Source organism: Streptococcus sp. Z554, assembly GCF_053010305.1.
In genome coordinates, this window is sequence record NZ_JBRKNV010000009.1 from 1 (window position 1) to 20409 (window position 20409).

The 20409-nt window shown below is 38.8% G+C and carries 18 protein-coding genes and 1 other annotated feature; of the genes, 17 read left to right on the top strand and 1 reads right to left on the bottom strand.

Annotated features, from left to right (window positions below):
• The 3 genes from ACVC7R_RS07595 to ACVC7R_RS07605 form a co-directional block, all read left to right on the top strand.
• Positions 1–1008, top strand: a 1008-nt coding sequence (locus tag ACVC7R_RS07595) for an SIALI-17 repeat-containing surface protein (RefSeq protein ID WP_447264194.1), incomplete at its 5' end; no start/stop codon positions are given.
• Positions 1009–1135: 127 nt separating this feature from the next.
• A complete protein-coding gene (locus tag ACVC7R_RS07600) occupies positions 1136–1960 on the top strand; it encodes a phosphate ABC transporter ATPase (RefSeq protein ID WP_447264195.1) in 825 nt (274 codons plus the stop codon).
• A gap of 3 nt (positions 1961–1963) precedes the next feature.
• On the top strand, positions 1964–2812 hold the full coding sequence (locus tag ACVC7R_RS07605; RefSeq protein WP_447264196.1) for an NAD(P)H-hydrate dehydratase: 849 nt from the start codon (positions 1964–1966) through the stop codon (positions 2810–2812).
• A gap of 23 nt (positions 2813–2835) precedes the next feature.
• Here the strand turns inward: ACVC7R_RS07605 and ACVC7R_RS07610 are convergent, their stop codons facing one another.
• Complete coding sequence (locus tag ACVC7R_RS07610) at positions 2836–3021, bottom strand: hypothetical protein (protein WP_006148859.1); 186 nt, start codon at positions 3019–3021, stop codon at positions 2836–2838.
• A 121-nt stretch (positions 3022–3142) separates the two neighbouring features.
• Between ACVC7R_RS07610 and ACVC7R_RS07615 the strand changes: the two genes are divergently transcribed.
• The 14 genes from ACVC7R_RS07615 to ACVC7R_RS07680 all read left to right on the top strand — a co-directional run bounded on the left by ACVC7R_RS07615 (position 3143) and on the right by ACVC7R_RS07680 (position 20385).
• On the top strand, positions 3143–5593 hold the full coding sequence (locus ACVC7R_RS07615) for a bifunctional DnaQ family exonuclease/ATP-dependent helicase (RefSeq protein WP_447264197.1): 2451 nt from the start codon (positions 3143–3145) through the stop codon (positions 5591–5593).
• 28 nt (positions 5594–5621) lie between these two features.
• Positions 5622–6845 (top strand): FtsW/RodA/SpoVE family cell cycle protein, encoded by a 1224-nt coding sequence (locus ACVC7R_RS07620; protein WP_447264198.1) that lies wholly within the window; start codon positions 5622–5624, stop codon positions 6843–6845.
• A 10-nt stretch (positions 6846–6855) separates the two neighbouring features.
• The gene (locus ACVC7R_RS07625; protein ID WP_447264199.1) at positions 6856–7404 is read left to right on the top strand and encodes a DJ-1 family glyoxalase III; all 549 of its coding nucleotides are present in this window, start codon (positions 6856–6858) and stop codon (positions 7402–7404) included.
• A gap of 109 nt (positions 7405–7513) precedes the next feature.
• Positions 7514–8077 (top strand): HAD family hydrolase, encoded by a 564-nt coding sequence (locus tag ACVC7R_RS07630; protein ID WP_447264200.1) that lies wholly within the window; start codon positions 7514–7516, stop codon positions 8075–8077.
• A 14-nt stretch (positions 8078–8091) separates the two neighbouring features.
• Entirely contained in the window at positions 8092–10038 is a 1947-nt protein-coding gene (gyrB, locus tag ACVC7R_RS07635) for a DNA topoisomerase (ATP-hydrolyzing) subunit B (protein WP_447264201.1), read from the top strand.
• 80 nt (positions 10039–10118) lie between these two features.
• On the top strand, positions 10119–11846 hold the full coding sequence (gene ezrA, locus ACVC7R_RS07640) for a septation ring formation regulator EzrA (RefSeq protein WP_447264202.1): 1728 nt from the start codon (positions 10119–10121) through the stop codon (positions 11844–11846).
• Between the two features lie 115 nt (positions 11847–11961).
• A complete protein-coding gene (gene pgdA, locus ACVC7R_RS07645; RefSeq protein WP_447264203.1) occupies positions 11962–13356 on the top strand; it encodes a peptidoglycan-N-acetylglucosamine deacetylase PgdA in 1395 nt (464 codons plus the stop codon).
• Between the two features lie 67 nt (positions 13357–13423).
• Positions 13424–13554, top strand: a sequence feature (ribosomal protein L20 leader region).
• A gap of 15 nt (positions 13555–13569) precedes the next feature.
• Positions 13570–14100 (top strand): translation initiation factor IF-3, encoded by a 531-nt coding sequence (gene infC / locus ACVC7R_RS07650; RefSeq protein ID WP_006149857.1) that lies wholly within the window; start codon positions 13570–13572, stop codon positions 14098–14100.
• A gap of 33 nt (positions 14101–14133) precedes the next feature.
• Positions 14134–14334 carry a 50S ribosomal protein L35 gene (gene rpmI, locus ACVC7R_RS07655; RefSeq protein WP_001125942.1) on the top strand — a complete coding sequence of 67 codons (201 nt, stop codon included), beginning with the start codon at positions 14134–14136 and terminating at the stop codon, positions 14332–14334.
• 49 nt (positions 14335–14383) lie between these two features.
• Complete coding sequence (rplT, locus tag ACVC7R_RS07660) at positions 14384–14743, top strand: 50S ribosomal protein L20 (protein ID WP_000124834.1); 360 nt, start codon at positions 14384–14386, stop codon at positions 14741–14743.
• 158 nt (positions 14744–14901) lie between these two features.
• Complete coding sequence (locus tag ACVC7R_RS07665; RefSeq protein ID WP_447264204.1) at positions 14902–16566, top strand: Hsp70 family protein; 1665 nt, start codon at positions 14902–14904, stop codon at positions 16564–16566.
• Positions 16567–16577: 11 nt separating this feature from the next.
• The gene (locus ACVC7R_RS07670) at positions 16578–19256 is read left to right on the top strand and encodes a J domain-containing protein (RefSeq protein WP_447264205.1); all 2679 of its coding nucleotides are present in this window, start codon (positions 16578–16580) and stop codon (positions 19254–19256) included.
• A 91-nt stretch (positions 19257–19347) separates the two neighbouring features.
• Positions 19348–19728 (top strand): lactoylglutathione lyase, encoded by a 381-nt coding sequence (gene gloA / locus ACVC7R_RS07675; RefSeq protein WP_254804229.1) that lies wholly within the window; start codon positions 19348–19350, stop codon positions 19726–19728.
• A 210-nt stretch (positions 19729–19938) separates the two neighbouring features.
• Positions 19939–20385 carry a hypothetical protein gene (locus ACVC7R_RS07680; RefSeq protein WP_447264206.1) on the top strand — a complete coding sequence of 149 codons (447 nt, stop codon included), beginning with the start codon at positions 19939–19941 and terminating at the stop codon, positions 20383–20385.
• The last annotated feature ends 24 nt before the right edge of the window (positions 20386–20409 follow it).

Sequence of the window (20409 nt, forward strand, 5' to 3'; positions counted from 1 at the left end):
GTAGGTGAGGAGCCAGCCCCAGTAGTAGAAGTTCCAGAATATAGCGATTCTATCGGTACAGCAGGCGACCAAGCAGCTCCAGTTCTTGAAGTTCCAGAGTATACGGACCCTATTGGAACTGTAGGTGAGGAGCCAGCCCCAGTAGTAGAAGTTCCAGAATATAGCGATTCTATCGGTACAGCAGGCGACCAAGCAGCCCCAGTTCTTGAAGTTCCAGAGTACACGGACCCTATTGGAACTGTAGGTGAGGATCCGGCACCAGTAGTAGAAGTTCCAGAATATAGTGATTCTATTGGTACAGCAGGTGACCAAGTAGCTCCAGTTCTTGAAGTTCCAGAGTATACGGACCCTATTGGAACTGTAGGTGAGGAGCCAGCCCCAGTAGTAGAAGTTCCAGAATATAGCGATTCTATCGGTACAGCAGGCGACCAAGCAGCCCCAGTTCTTGAAGTTCCAGAGTACACGGACCCTATTGGAACTGTAGGTGAGGAGCCAGCCCCAGTAGTAGAAGTTCCAGAATATAGTGATTCTATTGGTACAGCAGGCGACCAAGCAGCCCCAGTTCTTGAAGTTCCAGAGTACACGGGAGGAGCTAATTGGGTCGAAGCTGCTACAAATGAAGTTCCAGAGTACACGGGAGGAGCTAATTGGGTTGAAGCTGCTAAAAATGAAGTGCCTGAATTCAAGGGTGGAGTCAATGCTGTGCAAGCAGACAAGAACGAACTCCCAGAATATACAGGAACTCTAGGAACCGCAGGCGACCAAGCGGCTCCAACAATTGACAAACCAGTTGCAGATGTTCGAGCTTTATCTGATAAGCCTTCAGAAGCTCTAGCTCCTGCTGAGCAAACTCAGGGTTCACAAGTTCTTGGAAATACTTCGGAAAAAGCAGACTCAGCAAGACTTCCAGAAACTGGGGAAAGTCAATCAGATACAGCTATTTTCCTAGCAGGTCTCAGTCTAGCCTTATCAGCAGCATTCCTAAATGGGAAACGCAAGGAAGAATAATGATTCATAACTCACTATTCTCAAAAGGCTGATTATTAAAAAAAAGGAGAAGACTATATAGTCTTCTCCTTTATTAATTGGGTAGTGAGGTGTATAATGAAAGTAAGAGAGTTTGAGGAGCAGGACCATGATTGTAAAAGTTTGTAATGCAGATTATAGTCTCCAGTGGGATGGAATCTATCAATTTGCTCTTGAAAACTATCCACAGATTCAAGAATGGGAATTGGAGAAGCTAGCAAAGTTTATTGCTTATGAACAGGACCATTGTCGTCAGACCATTATGGAATGTGAGGATCTTGAATTAAATATACAAATTCATGATTACTTGCAAGAGCATAGCTTTTTTCCTCCCTACAGACCAAGTCATCGCCTTGTAGCTTCTACCTATGATATTCATAGGAAGTTGGTTACTTCAAATTATTGTAGTCATACTTGTACAGTTGAGGTGGCTCAGGCGATTTTTAAGACTGGAAAACTCATGTCGGCGGTAAAAATATTTGGTAAAAGTGGGGCTGAGCTAGTTACAGATAGTCGTAATGCAGCTTCTGATCCAGCAGACTATTTTGACTATATCATGTTCGGATGGTCTAATACGTCTTCGGGTTACCGACTCGCTATGGAGCGTTTGTTAGGACGGGCACCATCTGAGGAGGAATTGCAAGAAAAGTTCATTCCTGGCGTTAGTTTTCATTTTCTGTATGAAGAATTAATTCAAGCGCCAGGTTATATCTTTGATGGCTATCATGTTGCGAAGGTAAGAGATAGTTTAGATTTGGATACCTTTCTTCATTTGTGTATCATCCCGTCAAAAGATAAGGCTTGTTTTGAAGGTTTGATTCCTTGTCAATTACAAGATAGGGTGATTTACCTAGACTATGAGGGAGAAGGGTTACAGGCTTGGAATACCAAGGTTAATCAAGTGCTACAAAGTAAGGATAAGTTGAAGGAGTAGTGTATGAAAGAGATTGATCAAGCTCTACTGAAAAAAGTAATCATCGAGCGTCCTCGTTCTAGTCATAAGGGAGACTATGGTCGTCTTCTCTTGATTGGGGGAACGTATCCCTATGGGGGAGCGATTATTATGGCTGCTTTAGCCTCTGTTAGAAGCGGCGCAGGCTTGGTGACAGTAGCAACGGACAAGGAGAACATTCAAGCTCTCCATAGCCATCTGCCGGAGGCTATGGCTTTTGACCTTGATGATCAGCAATTATTGGAGCAACAGTTGAAGAAAGCAAGTGTTGTCTTGGTTGGACCTGGGCTAGTGGATGATGAGTTTGGAGAAGAGCTTCTCCAAACAGTCTTTCATCATTCAAATCAAGACCATACCCTCATACTGGATGGTGGTGCCCTATCCATTTTTGCGAAGACGGGAATGAAATTTCCTAAGGCTCAGCTTGTTTTAACTCCACATCAAAGGGAATGGCAAGTCTTGTCAGGCTTAGATTTGGATTCCCAAGGAACTGAGGAAACAGGAGAGACTTTGAAAAGATTTCCTTCAGGAACGATTCTAGTTCAAAAAGGTCCTGCGACTCGAATTTGGCAAGCTGGTCAAACTGATTGTTATCAGTTGAGTGTTGGTGGTCCTTATCAGGCGACTGGAGGAATGGGAGATACCTTAGCTGGGATGATTGCTGGCTTTGCAGGGCAATTTCCTCAAGCAAATCTTTATGAAAGAGTGACAGTGGCGACCTATCTACATTCAGCAATTGCCCAAGAACTAGCTGAGGACAACTTTGTAGTTCTGCCGACCACGATTAGTCAACATATCCCAGCATTCATGAAGAAAATACAAAAAGACACCTGATTTTTTCAGGTGTCTTTTGATGATTAGAAGAGGCCTTTGACCTTATCTACAAGACCGTCAAGTCCTTCTGATCCTGAGACCAAAGCTTGTGCTTGGCTTAGGTACTCACCGAGTTGATCCTTGTTTTCTTCAACAAAAGTTTTTGCTGCAGAAAAATCTTTGTTCTCAATGAGTTCTTTTACTTGGTTAAACAAATCTAATGGGTTCATGAGTTCCCTCCTTTTCTACAATTCTATTCAATCATTTTTTTTCAAATCTTGCAAGAAACTTGACTCTTCAAATAAAGTTCAGGGGTGTCAAATGGTGCAAATTTTGATATAATTTTTAGTGATGAATTTTAGAAATAATCGGTATGTGGTTGTAGATTTAGAAGCAACAAGTACCGGAAGTAAGGCAAAAATTATCCAAGTGGGAATTGTAGTCATTGAAGATGGTGAGATTGTTGAGCAGTATGCGACTGATGTCAACCCTCATGAACGCTTGGATTCTCATATCAAAGAATTAACGGGTTTGACTGATAAACGTTTGGCAAAGGCTCCAGAGTTTTCTCAGGTGGCTGGAAAGATTTTTGAACTGGTCAAAGACGGTATTTTTGTTGCGCACAATGTTCAGTTCGATGCGAATTTATTGGCAGAATTTCTCTTTTTTGAGGGTTATGAATTGCGCACGCCTCGTATCGATACAGTGGAGTTGGCTCAAGTTTTTTACCCTCAACTAGAGAAGTATAATCTGGGTATTCTTTGCCAAGAGTTGGGGATTCCCTTAGAGCAAGCTCATACAGCCCTATCTGATGCCCAAGCAACAGCAGAACTCTTTCTTTGTATGAGACAAAAGATGTTCCAACTGCCAAAAGGGTTATTGGAGCGCTTATTGAGTTTATCAGACAGCTTACTCTATGAATCTTACCTAGTCATCGAGGAAGTTTATCAGAAACAGTCTCTCCTCGTTGAGCATGATTTGGTAGAGGTGCAAGGTTTATTTTTAAGAAAAGAAAAGCCTCCTCTTTCTCCGAGAAAGTTATCTAAAGATTTCCAGACCAATATTGCCTTGTTGGGGTTAGAAGAGAGAGTCACACAAGAACACTTTGCTCAAAAGGTTCAAGAGTTTTTAGAAGGGGAAGACATATCCTTCATTCAGGCTCAAACAGGAATCGGGAAAACCTATGGTTACCTGCTACCAGCACTATCGCTTGAAAATGAAGGGGGAATCCTGCTCAGTGTTCCGACTAAAATTCTTCAAAATCAGGTAATGCAAGAGGAGGCCAAAAGGCTAGAAGAGATTTTCCATATCTCTATTCATAGTCTCAAAGGTCCTCAGAATTACTTGAAGCTAGATGCCTTTCATGCAGCGCTAGAGGAAGAAGAGTCCAACCGTCTGTATACTCGTTTCAAGATGCAACTCCTAGTTTGGTTGACAGAGACAGATACAGGAGACTTAGACGAGATTGGTCAGTTATATCGCTACCAGCAGTTTTTACCAAACTTGGTTCATGATGGAAACCTTCATAAAGACTCTCTTTTTTGGCTCGAGGATTTTTGGAAACGAGGTCAGGAAAAGGCTCGTTCTTGCAAGTTGCTTGTGACCAATCATGCTTACCTAGTTACCCGGCTTGAAGATGATCCAAGTCTTCTAGAAGGGCGTCTCTTGATTTTAGATGAAGCCCAGAAAATCTTGTTGACAATGGAAAATCTTTCTCGAAAATCTTATATGCTAACGGATTTGCTAGATCAACTAGACCAAGCTCTATCGAGGGAAGAAGGTATGCTTCAAAGACGCTTGCTAGAAAGTATTCGTTTTGAAGTTTCTTACCTACTCGATCAGTTCTTATCTGGTAAACGTAGGATGTGTCCAGCTAGTAGCATTGACAAGCTCCGCCAAGATTTTTCTGAGTTGAATTTACCAGAATTTAAAGACTATCAGAGATTTTTTACATCTGAGGGAGAATTTTGGTTATCGACTTCAGATGTGTCTAGTAAGAAGGTTGAAATTACTTCTAGTCGCAATCATCGTTTGCTCTTTTCTCAGATTTTCCCAGAATCCTGTCAGCTATTAGGAATCTCTGCAACCCTTGAAATTAGTAGTAGGGTTTCTTTACCAGAATTGTTAGGTTTTCCTCAAGCTGCCTTTTACTGCATGGACGAACAGTTTCAGGAAAATCAGGAAATCTTGTTGGTGAAGGATTTTCCGTTGGTGACAGAAATTTCATCCGAGGAATATGCACAAGCAATTGTAGAAGTTCTAGAAGAATTATTCCAGCTTGAAGAACCCATTCTAGTCTTATTTACTGCAAAAGATTTATTGTTGCAAGTTTCAGATGCTTTGAGGGTTCCCCATCTGGCCCAGTACAAGCACGGAGAACCAGCCCAATTGAAAAAACGCTTTGAAAGAGGCGAGCGTGAGCTCTTGCTCGGGGCGGGAAGTTTTTGGGAAGGTGTTGATTTTTCAAGACATCCTCGAGTGATTGAAGTAGTGACTCGCTTGCCCTTCCAAAATCCAGATGATCCCTTTACTAAAAAGATGAATCAAGAACTCCGTTTGGAAGGGAAAAATCCTTTTTATGATTACCAGCTTCCTATGGCTATTATTCGTCTCAAGCAAGCGATTGGACGAACCATGCGTCGAGTGGGGCAACGCTCTGCGGTTCTGATTTTAGACAGCCGTATGGCAAGTAAACGTTATGGCAAGCAAATCAGCAAGGCTTTGTCTCGTACTAGTCGAGTTAGAGTCATTAGCAGAGAGCAAGCTTTTATCAAAGTTCAAGAATTTTTAAATAAACAATGAATATCTGAAAGAATGAGGGAGGCCTTTTATGAAACGTTCGCTCGACTCTAGGGTCGATTATAGTTTAATATTGCCAGTATTTTGTTTGTTGGTCATTGGAGTTGTAGCTATTTATATAGCAGTTAGTCATGACTACCCAAACAATGTTTGGACCATACTTGGACAACAGCTGGCTTGGATATCGCTAGGGATTATCTTTAGCTTTATAGTTATGTTTTTTAACACAAAATTTCTATGGCAGTCCACCCCTTATTTATATGGTCTTGGTCTAGCCTTGATGGTTTTGCCTTTGGTCTTCTACAACCCAAGTTTAGTAGCTGCAACTGGTGCAAAAAACTGGGTATCAATCGGTGGTTATACACTCTTTCAACCTTCCGAATTTATGAAGATATCTTATATCTTGATGTTGGCATACGTTATCGTAACCTTTACCACGAAACATAAAGACAAAGAACGAACAATTGGCTTAGATTTCCTATTGATTTTGTGGATGATTATTTTCACGTTACCTATTATGATTTTACTAGCCTTGCAAAGTGACCTTGGGACAGCTATGGTTTTTATTGCAATCTTTGCAGGACTTGTTTTATTGTCTGGTGTTTCTTGGAAAATCATTATTCCAATTTTTGTAGCAGTTGTATCTGCAATTACAGGATTCCTAGCCATCTTTATCACAAAAGACGGACGTGCGTTTATGCATCAGATCGGGATGCCGACATATCAGATAAATCGTATCCTAGCCTGGCTCAATCCATTTGATTATGCTCAAACGACTACCTATCAGCAAGCACAGGGTCAAATTGCGATTGGTAGCGGTGGTATTTTTGGTCAAGGATTTAATGTGTCGAATCTCCTCATTCCTGTTCGAGAGAGTGACATGATTTTCACAGTGATTGCGGAAGATTTTGGATTTATTGGTTCGGTTGTAGTAGTTGCACTATATCTACTGCTTATTTATCGCATGCTAAAAATCACCCTAAAATCTAATAATCAATTTTACACCTACATTTCAACTGGATTTATCATGATGCTCTTGTTCCACATCTTTGAAAATATTGGTGCTGTTACTGGCTTATTGCCTCTGACAGGGATTCCTTTGCCATTTATTTCTCAAGGGGGATCAGCTATTATCAGTAATCTTATCGGTGTCGGTCTGCTTTTATCCATGAGCTACCAAACTCATTTAGCTGATGAAAAGAGTGGTCGAACAAGATTCAAACGCAAAAAAGTTGTACTGAAAAAAGTGAAATAAGGAGGTCACTATGCCTAAAGTTGCAGTTATTCTAGCAAACGGCTTTGAAGAAATCGAAGCTTTGACCGTCGTAGATGTCTTGCGTCGCGCAAATATTACCTGTCATATGGTGGGATTTGAAGCTCAAATTACGGGTTCACATGACATTCAAGTTCAAACTGATCGTGTCTTTGATGGTGATTTGTCAGAGTATGACATGGTAGTTCTGCCAGGAGGAATGCCTGGTTCTGCTCACTTACGAGACAATGAGCAATTGATTGCTGAACTTCAAAAATTTGAGAAAAACGGGAAAAAAGTAGCAGCTATTTGTGCAGCTCCTATTGCTTTAAATCAAGCAGGTCTTCTGGAAGGAAGAAACTATACTTGCTACGATGGAGTACAAGAACAAATCTCAAATGGTCACTATCATAAAGAAACAGTAGTAGTAGATGGAAATATCATTACTAGTCGTGGTCCAGCAACAGCTTTAGCCTTTGCTTATCACTTGGTTGAAACACTTGGTGGAGATGCCAAAGTTCTCAGAAATGGTATGCTCTACACAGACGTATTTGAAAAATAATGACAAACGGAGGAGAATCTTTCTTGTTGGAGAAGATTCTTCTCTTTTTTAAGGGCAAAAAGCAAGGTAACCATCGCATTTTTTATAAAAAAATGGTATAATGAAGGGTATGAAATATCACGATTACATCTGGGATTTAGGTGGAACCCTGCTTGATAATTATGAAACTTCTACAGCAGCTTTTGTAGAAACATTAGCAGAGTTTGGGATTGAGCAGGATCACGACAGTGTATACGAAGCCTTGAAGGTTTCGACTGCCTTTGCCATCGAAAAGTATGCTCCAGGTATTGAAAACTTTCTTGAGAAATATAAGGAAAATGAAGCCCGAGAGCTCGAACATCCTGTTTTGTTTGATGGGATTCCTACTCTTTTAGAAAACATTTCAGACCAAGGTGGTCGTAACTTCTTGGTTTCTCATCGAAATGATCAAGTATTGGAGATTCTTTCGAAAACGAAGATAGCTCCATACTTTACAGAAGTAGTGACGGCTAGTTCAGGCTTTAAACGCAAGCCTGATCCTGAGTCGATGATTTATTTACGTGATAAGTATCATATTACATCAGGTCTAGTCATTGGTGACCGTGCCATTGATGTAGAAGCAGGACATGCTGCAGGCTTAGATGCCTATCTCTTTGAGAACGTTATAGCCTTAAAACAAGCAATAGACATGTAAGAAAAAGGGGAAAAATGACAGAAGATATTAAAAACCAACAGGCACAAGATTATGATGCCAGTCAAATTCAAGTTTTGGAAGGTCTGGAAGCCGTTCGTATGCGTCCAGGGATGTATATTGGATCAACTGCCAAAGAAGGCCTTCACCATCTAGTCTGGGAAATTGTAGATAATTCTATCGATGAGGCCTTGGCAGGATTCGCTAGTCATATCGAGGTCTTTATTGAACCTGATAATTCTATTACAGTTGTCGATGATGGACGTGGTATTCCGGTTGATATCCAAGAAAAAACAGGACGACCTGCCGTTGAAACAGTCTTTACTGTTCTTCACGCCGGAGGAAAATTCGGCGGTGGCGGATACAAGGTGTCAGGTGGATTGCACGGTGTGGGTTCATCCGTTGTAAATGCTCTTTCAACACAGTTGGATGTTCGTGTTCATAGAAACGGTAAGATTCATTACCAAGAATACCGTCGTGGTCATGTTGTTGCTGATCTCGAGGTGATTGGAGATACAGATAAAACAGGGACAATCGTTCACTTTACTCCAGACCCAGAAATTTTTACAGAGACAACGACATTTGACTTTGATAAATTAAATAAACGGATTCAAGAGTTAGCCTTTTTGAATCGCGGTCTTCAAATCTCCATTACGGATAAACGCGAAGGACTTGAACAAACCAAGCATTATCACTACGAGGGTGGGATTGCGAGCTACGTTGAGTATCTCAATGAAAACAAGGATGTTATTTTTGAAAAACCAATTTATACAGATGGTGAAATGGATGACATCACAGTAGAAGTTGCTATGCAGTACACAACGGGTTACCATGAAAATGTCATGAGTTTCGCCAACAATATTCATACCCATGAAGGTGGAACACACGAACAAGGTTTCCGTACAGCATTAACTCGTGTTATTAACGACTACGCTCGTAAAAACAAACTTCTCAAAGACAATGAAGACAACCTCACAGGGGAAGATGTCCGTGAAGGTTTAACTGCCGTTATTTCTGTTAAACACCCAAACCCACAATTTGAAGGGCAAACCAAGACTAAACTTGGAAATAGTGAAGTTGTGAAGATTACCAATCGCCTCTTCAGCGATGCATTTTCTGACTTCCTTCTGGAAAATCCACAGATTGCTAAACGCATCGTAGAAAAAGGGATTTTGGCTGCGAAAGCGCGTGTTGCTGCCAAGCGTGCGCGTGAAGTCACACGTAAAAAGTCAGGCTTAGAAATCTCAAACCTTCCAGGAAAATTGGCAGACTGTTCCTCAAACAATCCAGCTGAAACTGAACTCTTCATCGTCGAAGGAGACTCAGCGGGTGGTTCTGCAAAATCAGGACGTGATCGTGAGTTCCAAGCGATCTTACCAATTCGTGGTAAAATCCTTAACGTTGAAAAGGCAAGTATGGATAAAATCCTAGCTAACGAGGAAATTCGTAGCCTCTTCACAGCTATGGGGACTGGCTTTGGTGCTGAATTTGATGTCAGCAAGGCGCGTTATCAAAAATTGGTTATCATGACAGATGCCGATGTCGATGGAGCCCATATCCGTACCCTCTTGTTAACTCTGATTTATCGTTATATGAAACCCGTTCTAGAGGCAGGTTATGTTTATATCGCTCAACCACCAATTTACGGTGTTAAAGTCGGTAGTGAGATTAAAGAATATATTCAACCAGGCGTAGACCAAGAAATCCGCCTCCAAGAAGCTTTGGCTCGCTACAGCGAAGGTCGTTCTAAACCAACCATTCAACGTTATAAAGGTCTTGGAGAGATGGATGACCACCAACTTTGGGAAACTACTATGAATCCTGAACATCGCCTCATGGCTAGAGTATCAGTAGATGACGCTGCTGAAGCAGATAAGATTTTTGATATGCTCATGGGGGACCGCGTGGAACCACGTCGAGAATTTATCGAAGAAAACGCTGTTTACAGTACTCTTGACGTATAAAAAAATTGGGAAATAGTTCCCAAGGCTTGAAAAATATGATATAATCATTACAATTGTGTCAAGTATAAAAGGAGTTTGATATGTCAAATAATCAGTTGATTATTACTTTGATTGGAATTGCTGTCCTGCTTCTGATTGCCTTTGCAGTAGCCATTTTGCTACGTAAACGTAATGAGAGTAGACTTGCAGCCCTAGAAGAAAGAAAAGAAGAATTATATAACCTTCCTGTTAATGATGAGGTAGAGGTCGTTAAAAATATGCATCTGATTGGTCAAAGTCAGGTTGCTTTTAGAGAATGGAACCAAAAATGGGTAGATTTGTCTCTGAACTCTTTTGCAGATATTGAGAATAACCTCTTTGAAGCTGAAGGATACAATAACTCATTCCGTTTCTTGAAAGCTAAGCACCAGATTGATCAAATCGAAAGCCAGATTGAACTTGTTGAAGAGGATATTACAGCGATTCGTAATGCCTTGTCTGATTTGGAAAAACAAGAATCAAAAAATAGCGGACGAGTTCTGCATGCCCTAGATTTATTCGAAAAACTACAAAATACGGTAGCTGAAGATTCTGAAAAATATGGTCAAGCTCTTCCAGAAATTGAAAAACAATTGGAGAACATCCAATCTGAGTTTTCTCAATTTGTAACCTTGAATTCTTCAGGGGATCCGGTTGAAGCAGCAGGCATTTTAGATAACGCTGAAAATCATATTTTAGCCTTGACACATATCGTTGAAAGAATTCCAGCGATTGTAACCAAGCTTACTACTGAATTGCCAGAACAACTTGAAGATTTAGAAGCAGGTTACCGTAAGCTACTAGATGAGAACTATCATTTTGTAGAAACAGATATCGAATCTCGTCTTCAACTTCTCTATGAAGCCTTGAAAAATAATCACGAAAATATCCGTACATTGGAGTTGGACAATGCAGAGTATGAAAATGCTCAAATCCAAGAAGAAATCAATGCACTTTATGATATTTTTAAACGTGAAATTAAAGCGCATAAAGCTTTTGAAAAATTGGTCGCTACACTTCCAACTTATCTTAACCACTTGAAAGAAAACAATCAGGTCTTGGTTAAAGATATTGAACGTCTTGGGAAAACCTACTTGATTTCTGAAAGCGATGTAAATAGAGTTCGTCGTCTTCAAGCTGATATCTCAGCTTTGGATGCTACAATCGAAGAGTTAACAAACGACCAAACAGAAGTTTCAGAAGCATATTCTGTATTACAAGAACGTTTGGAAAATGTCCAATCTACATTAAAAGATATTGAAAATGACCAAATCGGTGTCAGTGAGCGTCTAGTTCAGATTGAAAAAGACGACATCAATGCTCGTCAAAAAGCAAATGTCTATGTCAATCGTCTGCATACGATTAAACGCTACATGGAGAAGAGAAATCTTCCAGGAATTCCACAAAAATTCTTGAAACTCTTCTTTGATGCAAGTCACAGTACAGAAGACTTGATGGCTGAGTTGGAACAAGCGCAAGTAAATATCGAATCTGTAAATCGTATCCTTGAGATTGCGACAAATGATATGAATATGTTGGAAGAAGAAACATATAGTATTGTTCAATATGCAACACTTACGGAACAATTGCTTCAATATTCGAACCGTTACAGATCATTTGATGATCGTATTCAACAAGCTTTCCAAGAAGCTTTGAATATCTTTGAAACAGCCTTTGATTATAAAGCATCTTTCGAAAAAATCTCTCAAGCATTAGAAGTAGCTGAACCAGGCGTGACAGAGCGCTTTGTTACTTCTTATGAGAAAACAAGAGAAAGTATCCGTTTCTAAATTATAAAAGAATCCTAGTTTTTCCTAGGATTCTTTTACTTTTCTTTACCTGATTTAAATATTTTTATGCCATGTTTTCATTGAAATTATAGTTCTTATTTGATATGATAAAACTATGACAAAAAAGAGATTACCCCAGAATAAAGTAAAGAAGAAAGATAATAAAAAGCTTGGCATTCTTGTCTTGCTTTTATTTCTAACAATGTTAGCACTCGGTAGTGTGATTACCTATAAAGTGTTTAACAAACAAGCCTTTGAACAGAAAATTGAGAGCCTCAAGAAGGAAAAAGATGATGCCTACTCTCAAGGGAGTCAAAAAGAGCATTTCCGCAAAGAGAAAACAGAAATAATCACCTATTACCCATTAGTCGGAGATGGCGTGATCTCCTCTGTCAAGGATGTCATCGTAAAAGACATCACTGAAAAAGTTGAAGGTAAAGAACAGTTAATTTTTTATTACTCAGAAAAAGGGGATTCTTCTTTGACTGGGATTGAAAATCGTTTGATTAAAAAACAGGCCTATGACCTGGCCAATTTAAATGTCGTTGAATTAGAAAATACGACTTTAGACCAGCTGTATCTGAAAGAAGATGGCTCTGTCTTTACCCTGGATCAACTCTTTACAGACTCATCCTCGGCCAAAGAAAAATTACTTGAGGAAGTTAAGTCAACTCTCCAAGATAAAAAAGTAGAGCAATCAGTTGTTGACCAAGTTTCAGCTGATTTCTCAGCTGCAGAGTTGTCAAGCTGGAAGTTTGCTTACAAAGACAGTCAATTGGTTCTTTATCCAGTCAAAGCAACGACTACTGTTGAAGAAATAGCGATGCCTATTTCAGATTTCTTTGATTTTATTCAGACATCCTATCTAACAGAAAAAGATGCTGAACTTTATAAAAAAGTTCAAGCAGAAAAACATAAAAAAGTGGTAGCCTTGACCTTTGACGATGGTCCCGATGGCAATACAACACCACAAGCCTTGGATATTTTGGCTAAGTACAAAATCAAAGCGACCTTCTTTGTACAAGGAAAAAATATTGCAGGCAATGAAGCTATCCTCAAACGTATGCAGGCTGAGGGACATGAAGTTGGAAACCATACTTGGAACCATCCCGTTTTAACACAACTTTCATTAGAAGATGCTAAAAAACAAATCACGGATACAGAATCAGCAATCACGAGTGTTCTTGGAAAGAGTTCAAAATTGATGCGTCCACCATATGGTGCAATTTCAGATGATATCCGTAATAGTCTCGATTTAAGCTTTATTATGTGGGATGTCGATAGTTTGGACTGGAAGAGTAAAAATGAAGCAGCGATTCTAACAGAAGTCCAACGTCAAGCAAGAGACGGTTCTATCATCCTCATGCATGATATCCATCAGACGTCAGTTAATTCATTACCAAAGGTTATTGAGTATTTGCAAGGACAAGGCTATAGTTTTGTGACAGTTTCAGAAATGCTCAATACGCGTTTGAAACCTCATGAAATATACTACTCACAACATCAATAAAAGAAAGATAAGAAAAAAATATTTTTTATATTGACAAGTAGGGAAAAACTTGATATTATATACAAGATGAGAAAAGCAGAAGTGAGAACTTCTCGCCTTGCGACTAACGTTGTCTGGCCCCTACAGATCAAGTTTCAGAAATGAAATATAATCATGTAGTGCGGATTTGCGTTAGCAGGTCCGCTCTTGTTTTTCTCTAAACTAAAAAAAGAGGTGAAAACCATAGCAAAGCAAGACTTATTCATCAATGATGAAATTCGTGTACGCGAAGTTCGCTTAATCGGTCTTGAAGGTGAGCAATTGGGTATCAAACCACTTAGCGAAGCGCAAGCACTTGCGGATGAAGCTAATGTGGACTTGGTTCTCATTCAACCTCAAGCTAAGCCTCCTGTTGCGAAAATTATGGACTACGGCAAGTTCAAGTTTGAGTATCAGAAGAAGCAAAAAGAACAACGCAAAAAACAAAGCGTTGTGACTGTGAAAGAAGTTCGATTGAGCCCAGTTATCGACAAGGGTGACTTCGAAACGAAACTTCGCAATGCTCGCAAATTCCTTGAAAAAGGAAACAAAGTAAAAGTATCTATTCGCTTTAAGGGACGTATGATTACCCATAAAGAGATTGGTGCAAAAGTTTTAGCCGATTTCGCTGAAGCAACTCAAGATATTGCTATCATCGAACAACGTGCTAAAATGGATGGACGTCAAATGTTTATGCAATTGGCCCCAGCAACTGACAAGAAATAATCTGTCAGAAAGTTAAAAAAAGGAGAAAATATCATGCCAAAACAAAAAACACACCGCGCATCAGCTAAACGTTTCAAACGTACAGGTTCTGGTGGACTTAAACGTTTCCGTGCTTACACTTCTCACCGTTTCCACGGAAAAACTAAGAAACAACGTCGTCATCTTCGTAAAGCATCTATGGTGCATTCAGGAGATTTCAAACGTATCAAAGCAATGCTTACTCGCTTGAAATAATCGCGTATTTGTAAGTTAACAATTCTAGGAAATATTGGAGGAAATATAAATGGCACGTGTTAAAGGTGGCGTTGTATCACGCAAACGTCGTAAACGTATTTTAAAATTAGCAAAAGGTTACTATGGAGCTAAACACATCTTGTTCCGTACTGCAAAAGAACAAGTAATGAACTCTTACTACTATGCATACCGTGACCGTCGTCAAAAGAAACGTGACTTCCGCAAATTGTGGATCACACGTATCAATGCGGCAGCTCGTATGAACGGACTTTCATACTCACAATTGATGCATGGTTTGAAATTGGCTGAAATCGAAGTTAACCGTAAAATGCTTGCTGACTTGGCTGTTAACGATGCAGCAGCTTTCACAGCTCTTGCAGATGCAGCTAAAGCAAAACTTGGTAAATAATGTTTAAAAGTTTCATTTCTACTCTTGTAGGTTAAGCTACGTGAGTGAAATGAAGCTTTTTTCTTTTTATGTGATGAATAGTAAATGTCATATTTTGCTTAAGGAATTAGAACTTTTCCTGTATAATAGTAGTATGTTTAAAGATATGGAGTTACAAAATGATAGTAGGTATTGATTTAGGAACGACTAATTCTTTGGTAGGAGTATACCAAGATGGGCAAGTAAAACTGATTCCAAATGCTTTTGGTGAATTTTTAACGCCATCTGTTGTGGCATTGGACGATAATGACGAGATCATTGTTGGCAAAATTGCTAAAGAGCGTTTGGTGACACATCCCGACAAGACACTTGCCCAATTTAAGCGATTTATGGGAAGCAAACATGAATTGGTCCTGGGAGATAGAACCTACAAAGCAGAGGAACTGAGTTCTTTTATCATTCGAAAACTAGTGGATGATGCAGAGACTTTTCTTGGTGAGAAGGTAGATGAGGTTATTGTCAGTGTACCAGCTTATTTCAATGATGCTCAACGTTATGCGACAAAATTAGCTGGACAATTTGCAGGAGTTAAAATCGAGCGCATCATCAACGAACCTTCTGCAGCTGCTCTTGCTAAAAAATCTATGAGTAATCAAGAAGACCAGTCCTTTGTAGTCGTCGATTTTGGTGGTGGAACACTGGATATCTCAGTCGTAGAGTTGTTTGATAATGTTGTTGAGATTGTCTCTATTGCAGGAGATAATCGCTTGGGAGGAGAAGATTTTACTGCAGCGATTGCTGAGGAATTTTTAACGTCCAATCACTTGTCTAGGAAATCTATTTCTCGGGAGTTTTACGGCAAGACACTGGTTCAAGCAGAGAAGGCAAAGCTGAATCTGAATACCAATGAAGAAGTGAAAATGGTAGTGATGGATCAGGAGAAGGAATACTCTTTGAACCTGACTTATCAGCGATTTTATGAGCTTTGCCAGCCTTTGCTTGCTCGACTTAAGTCCGTACTAGATAGGGCCTTGATGGATGCGCGCTATAGTTATGTATCCTCTGATAATGTTGTTCTTGTCGGCGGGACTTCAAAACTTCGTTTAGTTCAAGATTTTCTATCTTATTGTATTGACCAAGCGGTTCAACTGACTGATGATCCTGATAAAATGATTGCAAAAGGGTGTGCTCTTTTAGCGGGAATAAAGGGACGTCAGGGAGAAGTTCGAGACTTATTATTGTCGGATATTTGTCCTTTCACACTTGGAACTTCAGTAGTCGGGGATCGTTTTTCTCCGATTATCGAGCGCAACTCTCCTTTACCTGCTTCAAAAAAGGAACAGTATTACACCGCAGAATTGGGGCAAGACCATGTGAAGGTCAAGGTTTATCAGGGAGAAATGATGAAGGCCTCACAAAACTTATTCCTCGGGGAATTGGAAGTCCCTGTCCCTGTCAATCATCAGGCTAATGAAGGTCTCACTATACGATTTACCTATGACTTAAATGGGATTTTGGATGTAGAAGTAACCATCGATTCAACTCAGGAAGTCTTTAATCATGTGATCCTTCAGGAAAGTATTACCTTGACTGAAGATGAAATTAAAGAAAAACAAGCCGAATTAACTCGTTATAAGATTAATGCTCAAGAAACTGAAGTTTACCGTTTCTTGATTGAAAAGGCCAATCGTGTATATAGCATGCTTTTAGGGAGAAGAAGAGATGAGTTAATGGCAGAAACTAGACGCTTTGAAGAAGAAGTCAAAGAAGCTTCTGTGTATTATTTACCAAAACTCTATCAATCATTTTCTAACTATCTAGAGTTTCTAGAACGGGGTCTATGAGAGGGAATTTTATGAATAAATGGGAAACCTTAGGAATTGAACCAACTCATGATATTAAGGTTATTCGAAAACGGTATTCTGAGTTAGTGAAACTTTACCATCCTGAGGACCAACCAGAAATCTACCAACAAATTGTAGAAGCCTACCAGTCGGCTTTGAGAGAAGCACGATCTAATAGGACTAGTCAAGAAAGTAGTGGAAGTAATGCCATCTCCACTCAGCAATTCAGTGAACAAGAAGTCGAAACGACAAATCCAGTTACTAGTTCACTTGATTTTGAAACCTTTGAGTCTGAGCGGGGAACCGAGCAAGTAGAGATGCCAAAACCTTCTCTTGATTTCGGTGATGTTGAGGAGTCTGATCCTTCAAATGAAACCTACAAGGAAACAGCTAGTCTTCCACTAAATTTTGAAGGAGTTAGTGAAGACACAGGTTCTCAAGAGGTAGATACGGTTAGCCATGTCTTAGATTTTAGTGATTATCTAGAGTCAGAGTATCTGATTCGCAATTCTATCGAAAGTATCGTAGGGAATTCGGATTATACCATAGAAGAACAAGAACATCTCTGGCAACAGTTTTTTAGTCAGTATCGATATGATATGAGCACTGTTCAATCCGTTTTAGAGGAAATGGATGTTTATATTTTTGATAAACCTGAGCAATTCTCTATCATCATTCCCTTACTGGAAGAGTATGTACCTGACTTTAAGTACTGGGGGTATTACTATAAACTGAAGCATTGGAAGGTTAAAAGAGCTACTGCCTACAAAAATGGAGAGTCTCCTGAAGATGCAAAAAAAGAAATTGCGAAATTATATGCTTCTTTTCGTTTATGTCAAGCAATCCTTGAAGATTCCCAAAAAGCCAATCAAATAGAGGTTTGGATAACATTTTTCAAAGAATCTTTTTCTCCTAGTACGGTCCTTTTTCTGTTGAATAGCAGTAAACAAATGATTACTAGTATTCCAGTTTTGACCTATATCTTGGAGAAGCTTAAACCAGAGGTGGGAGAAGAGGAACAAAAGGCTTATGATGAACTTCTGGCTTACTTTGAGGAATTAAAAGCAGATGCAGACGAACCATTCGATATTCATCGCTATAATTTGTTAAATCCTGCAGACCTTGAAGAGGCTCTATATCTCCTGGTTTATAGTTCATATCAAGATGAAGATAGACTTGTAGAAGCTTGGAACTATCTCCTTGAAACCACCCAGGATAAATCTCTCTTACTTCAATTATTAGAGGAAATCGATGTTTATCCCTTTACAAATGACAAGGTTCTGGATCTTGTATTTGGATTTGTAAGGGACCATATCACGGATGAAGAAAATCCTTATCTGAAAAAATTTAGTTTCTGGAAAGAAATTCATTCTTATCCTTGGGTTATAAAAAAATATCAAATCAATGTAAAAGAGAAGTTTGATTTCTGGTATTACGAAGGTTATCTCTTTGTCGATAAATTATTAAAAGATGAGAAACGCATCAATGATTGGACAATTTGGACACAAGTCTATAAAGAGAAACCTCGTATTTATCCTATCTTTTTTGAACAAGTTTATAAGGGGTATAAACGTTTTACAGATGGAGAACTGTTGAAGTTTATATTGGGACAATTCCATACCTCAAGTACGGCTCCCCACTTGATGACAGAGGAGACAGATCAAAAACTAGAAGAGATGACCAGCTATGCTTATCAACTCTGCCATCCAAATTCTAAAGTATCCTATTTTGCTTGGATAAAAAAAGAAGTGGTAAAAAATAGGCTTCTAATCATTACTTATGCCGCTTTAACTATTGTCAGTTTGCTGTTAAGTGTCTATGATGAACCTGGCTCAAATAAATGGCTTTATATAGGAATGATTTCTCTCTATAATTACTACATGCATAGGAGGTTAGACCAACCAATCAAAGAAGGTCTCAACGCTCGAGGATCAAAAATTAAATTTTATTACAATAGAAATCTGTGGGTTTTAGCAGTGATACTACTTTCCTTTGTTCCAGTTGTTCCGCTTGGTCTCATTGCTTGTTTATTTTTTATAACTATTTTTTCTATAATCGATGGATTCCAGGTACGTTACGGTATGAGAGTGGATGTTTCTTTAGACAAGTTAGTTCCACTGGGACTGTTTCTATCTGCCGGTTTTCTAGTTTCTCTGGTAAACCAAAGCGAAATAATTTCATATGTTGCGATATGTTACATCTTTATTTTTATGATAGTGGTTGGTATTCTATATTTTACAAGATATAAAATAGGATTGCCACCTTCATTGAAGGGAATTTTATTGCCAATTATAATGGGTATTATATTCTTTCAATTATTTCCTCTCACTCACAGTCGATTAAATCTTTTTAATCCAGTTATTCTTAGAAATGAAACTCTAAGATTAACGTTATTACTCTTATTAAATGGAATCGCATTGTCTTATTTTACAAAAGAACAGCGTTTAGTAATTGGTGTTAAAAAGGCCTTTATGATTTATGGATTGCAGATATTTATTTTCTTAAGACGCGTATTTAGAATCCTATTCACACCTATACCAGATTTTAGCAAAGTTTTTTTTGAAAAAGATTTACTAATTATGAATAGTGAGTTTGCTTTCTACTTTTTAGAAGGACTCTTTATTCTTATCTTGCTGTTGTTGGTGCGAAATATTCGTAAGGAAAATCGTGAAAGTGCTGACTGGAACTGAACCATAGAGTAGAGTCCTATAGTTTTAATTCCTAGTAAATTTTTCTAATAAAAGGTATAATTGAACTATAAAAATGAAAGAGGTAATGAAGATGGCTTCAAAAATGCTACATACTTGCTTGCGAGTAGAAAATCTTGAAAAATCAATTGCTTTTTATCAAGATGCTTTTGGATTTAAGGAATTGCGTCGTCTGGACTTCCCAGAACACGCTTTTACCATTGTTTATCTAGGTCTTGATGGTGATGATTATGAATTGGAGTTGACATACAACTATGATCACGGACCATATGTTGTGGGTGACGGTTTTGCGCATATCGCTTTAAGCACACCTGACCTTGAAGCTCTTCATAAAGAACATAGTGACAAAGGTTACGAAGTAACAGCACCTAATGGACTTCCAGGGACTCAACCAAACTATTACTTTGTTAAAGATCCAGATGGATACAAGGTAGAAGTAATTCGTGAAAAATAATAAAAACTCCTCATCTATCAAATTAAGTTAGGCAATCTCACCTGACTCAGAAAAAACTTGATAGGGAGTAGTGTAGGTCATTTATGTTAGTTTCTTTCAGATAAATGTTGTAGTTTATCTGAGGCTAACCTAGATGGCTTTTTCAGTCTAGCTTAATTTTACAAATTGGGATATAATAAAAATAACTTAACAAATTAGTGGGAGAACAAAATGTCAGACCAAAATCCAAATGAAGAGCTAAACAAAGAAGATAAACTAATTGTAGAGAATAATTCAGTTGAAGATATGAAGAATGGTCCAAAAGCAGTCAAGAAACCTTCGACTCTTCTATCTTTCTCATTTTATTTGGCACTTACCTATATTCTTCTATTTATATCTCTTGCTTTATATGCTGGTCCATGGGGATTTGTATTCTTGATTTTTCTAGGTCCTAATTTAATTGCATACGCTATAGCAACTGTCTTAACTAGGGTAGGAATCAAGAAAGTAAGTAAAACCGTCTTGTATACGAGTGCAGGGTTTTATTTGCTTTCAGGACTCTTAGCATTCGATCCGGATTGGCAGATGTTTAGGGTCTTTCCTTATCTCTCACTCGTTCTAGTTCTAATCGGAATATTTTTAACGAAAGATACAAGTAACAAAGATACAAGTAACTAAGTTAAAAAAGCTAGGCGCAACTCT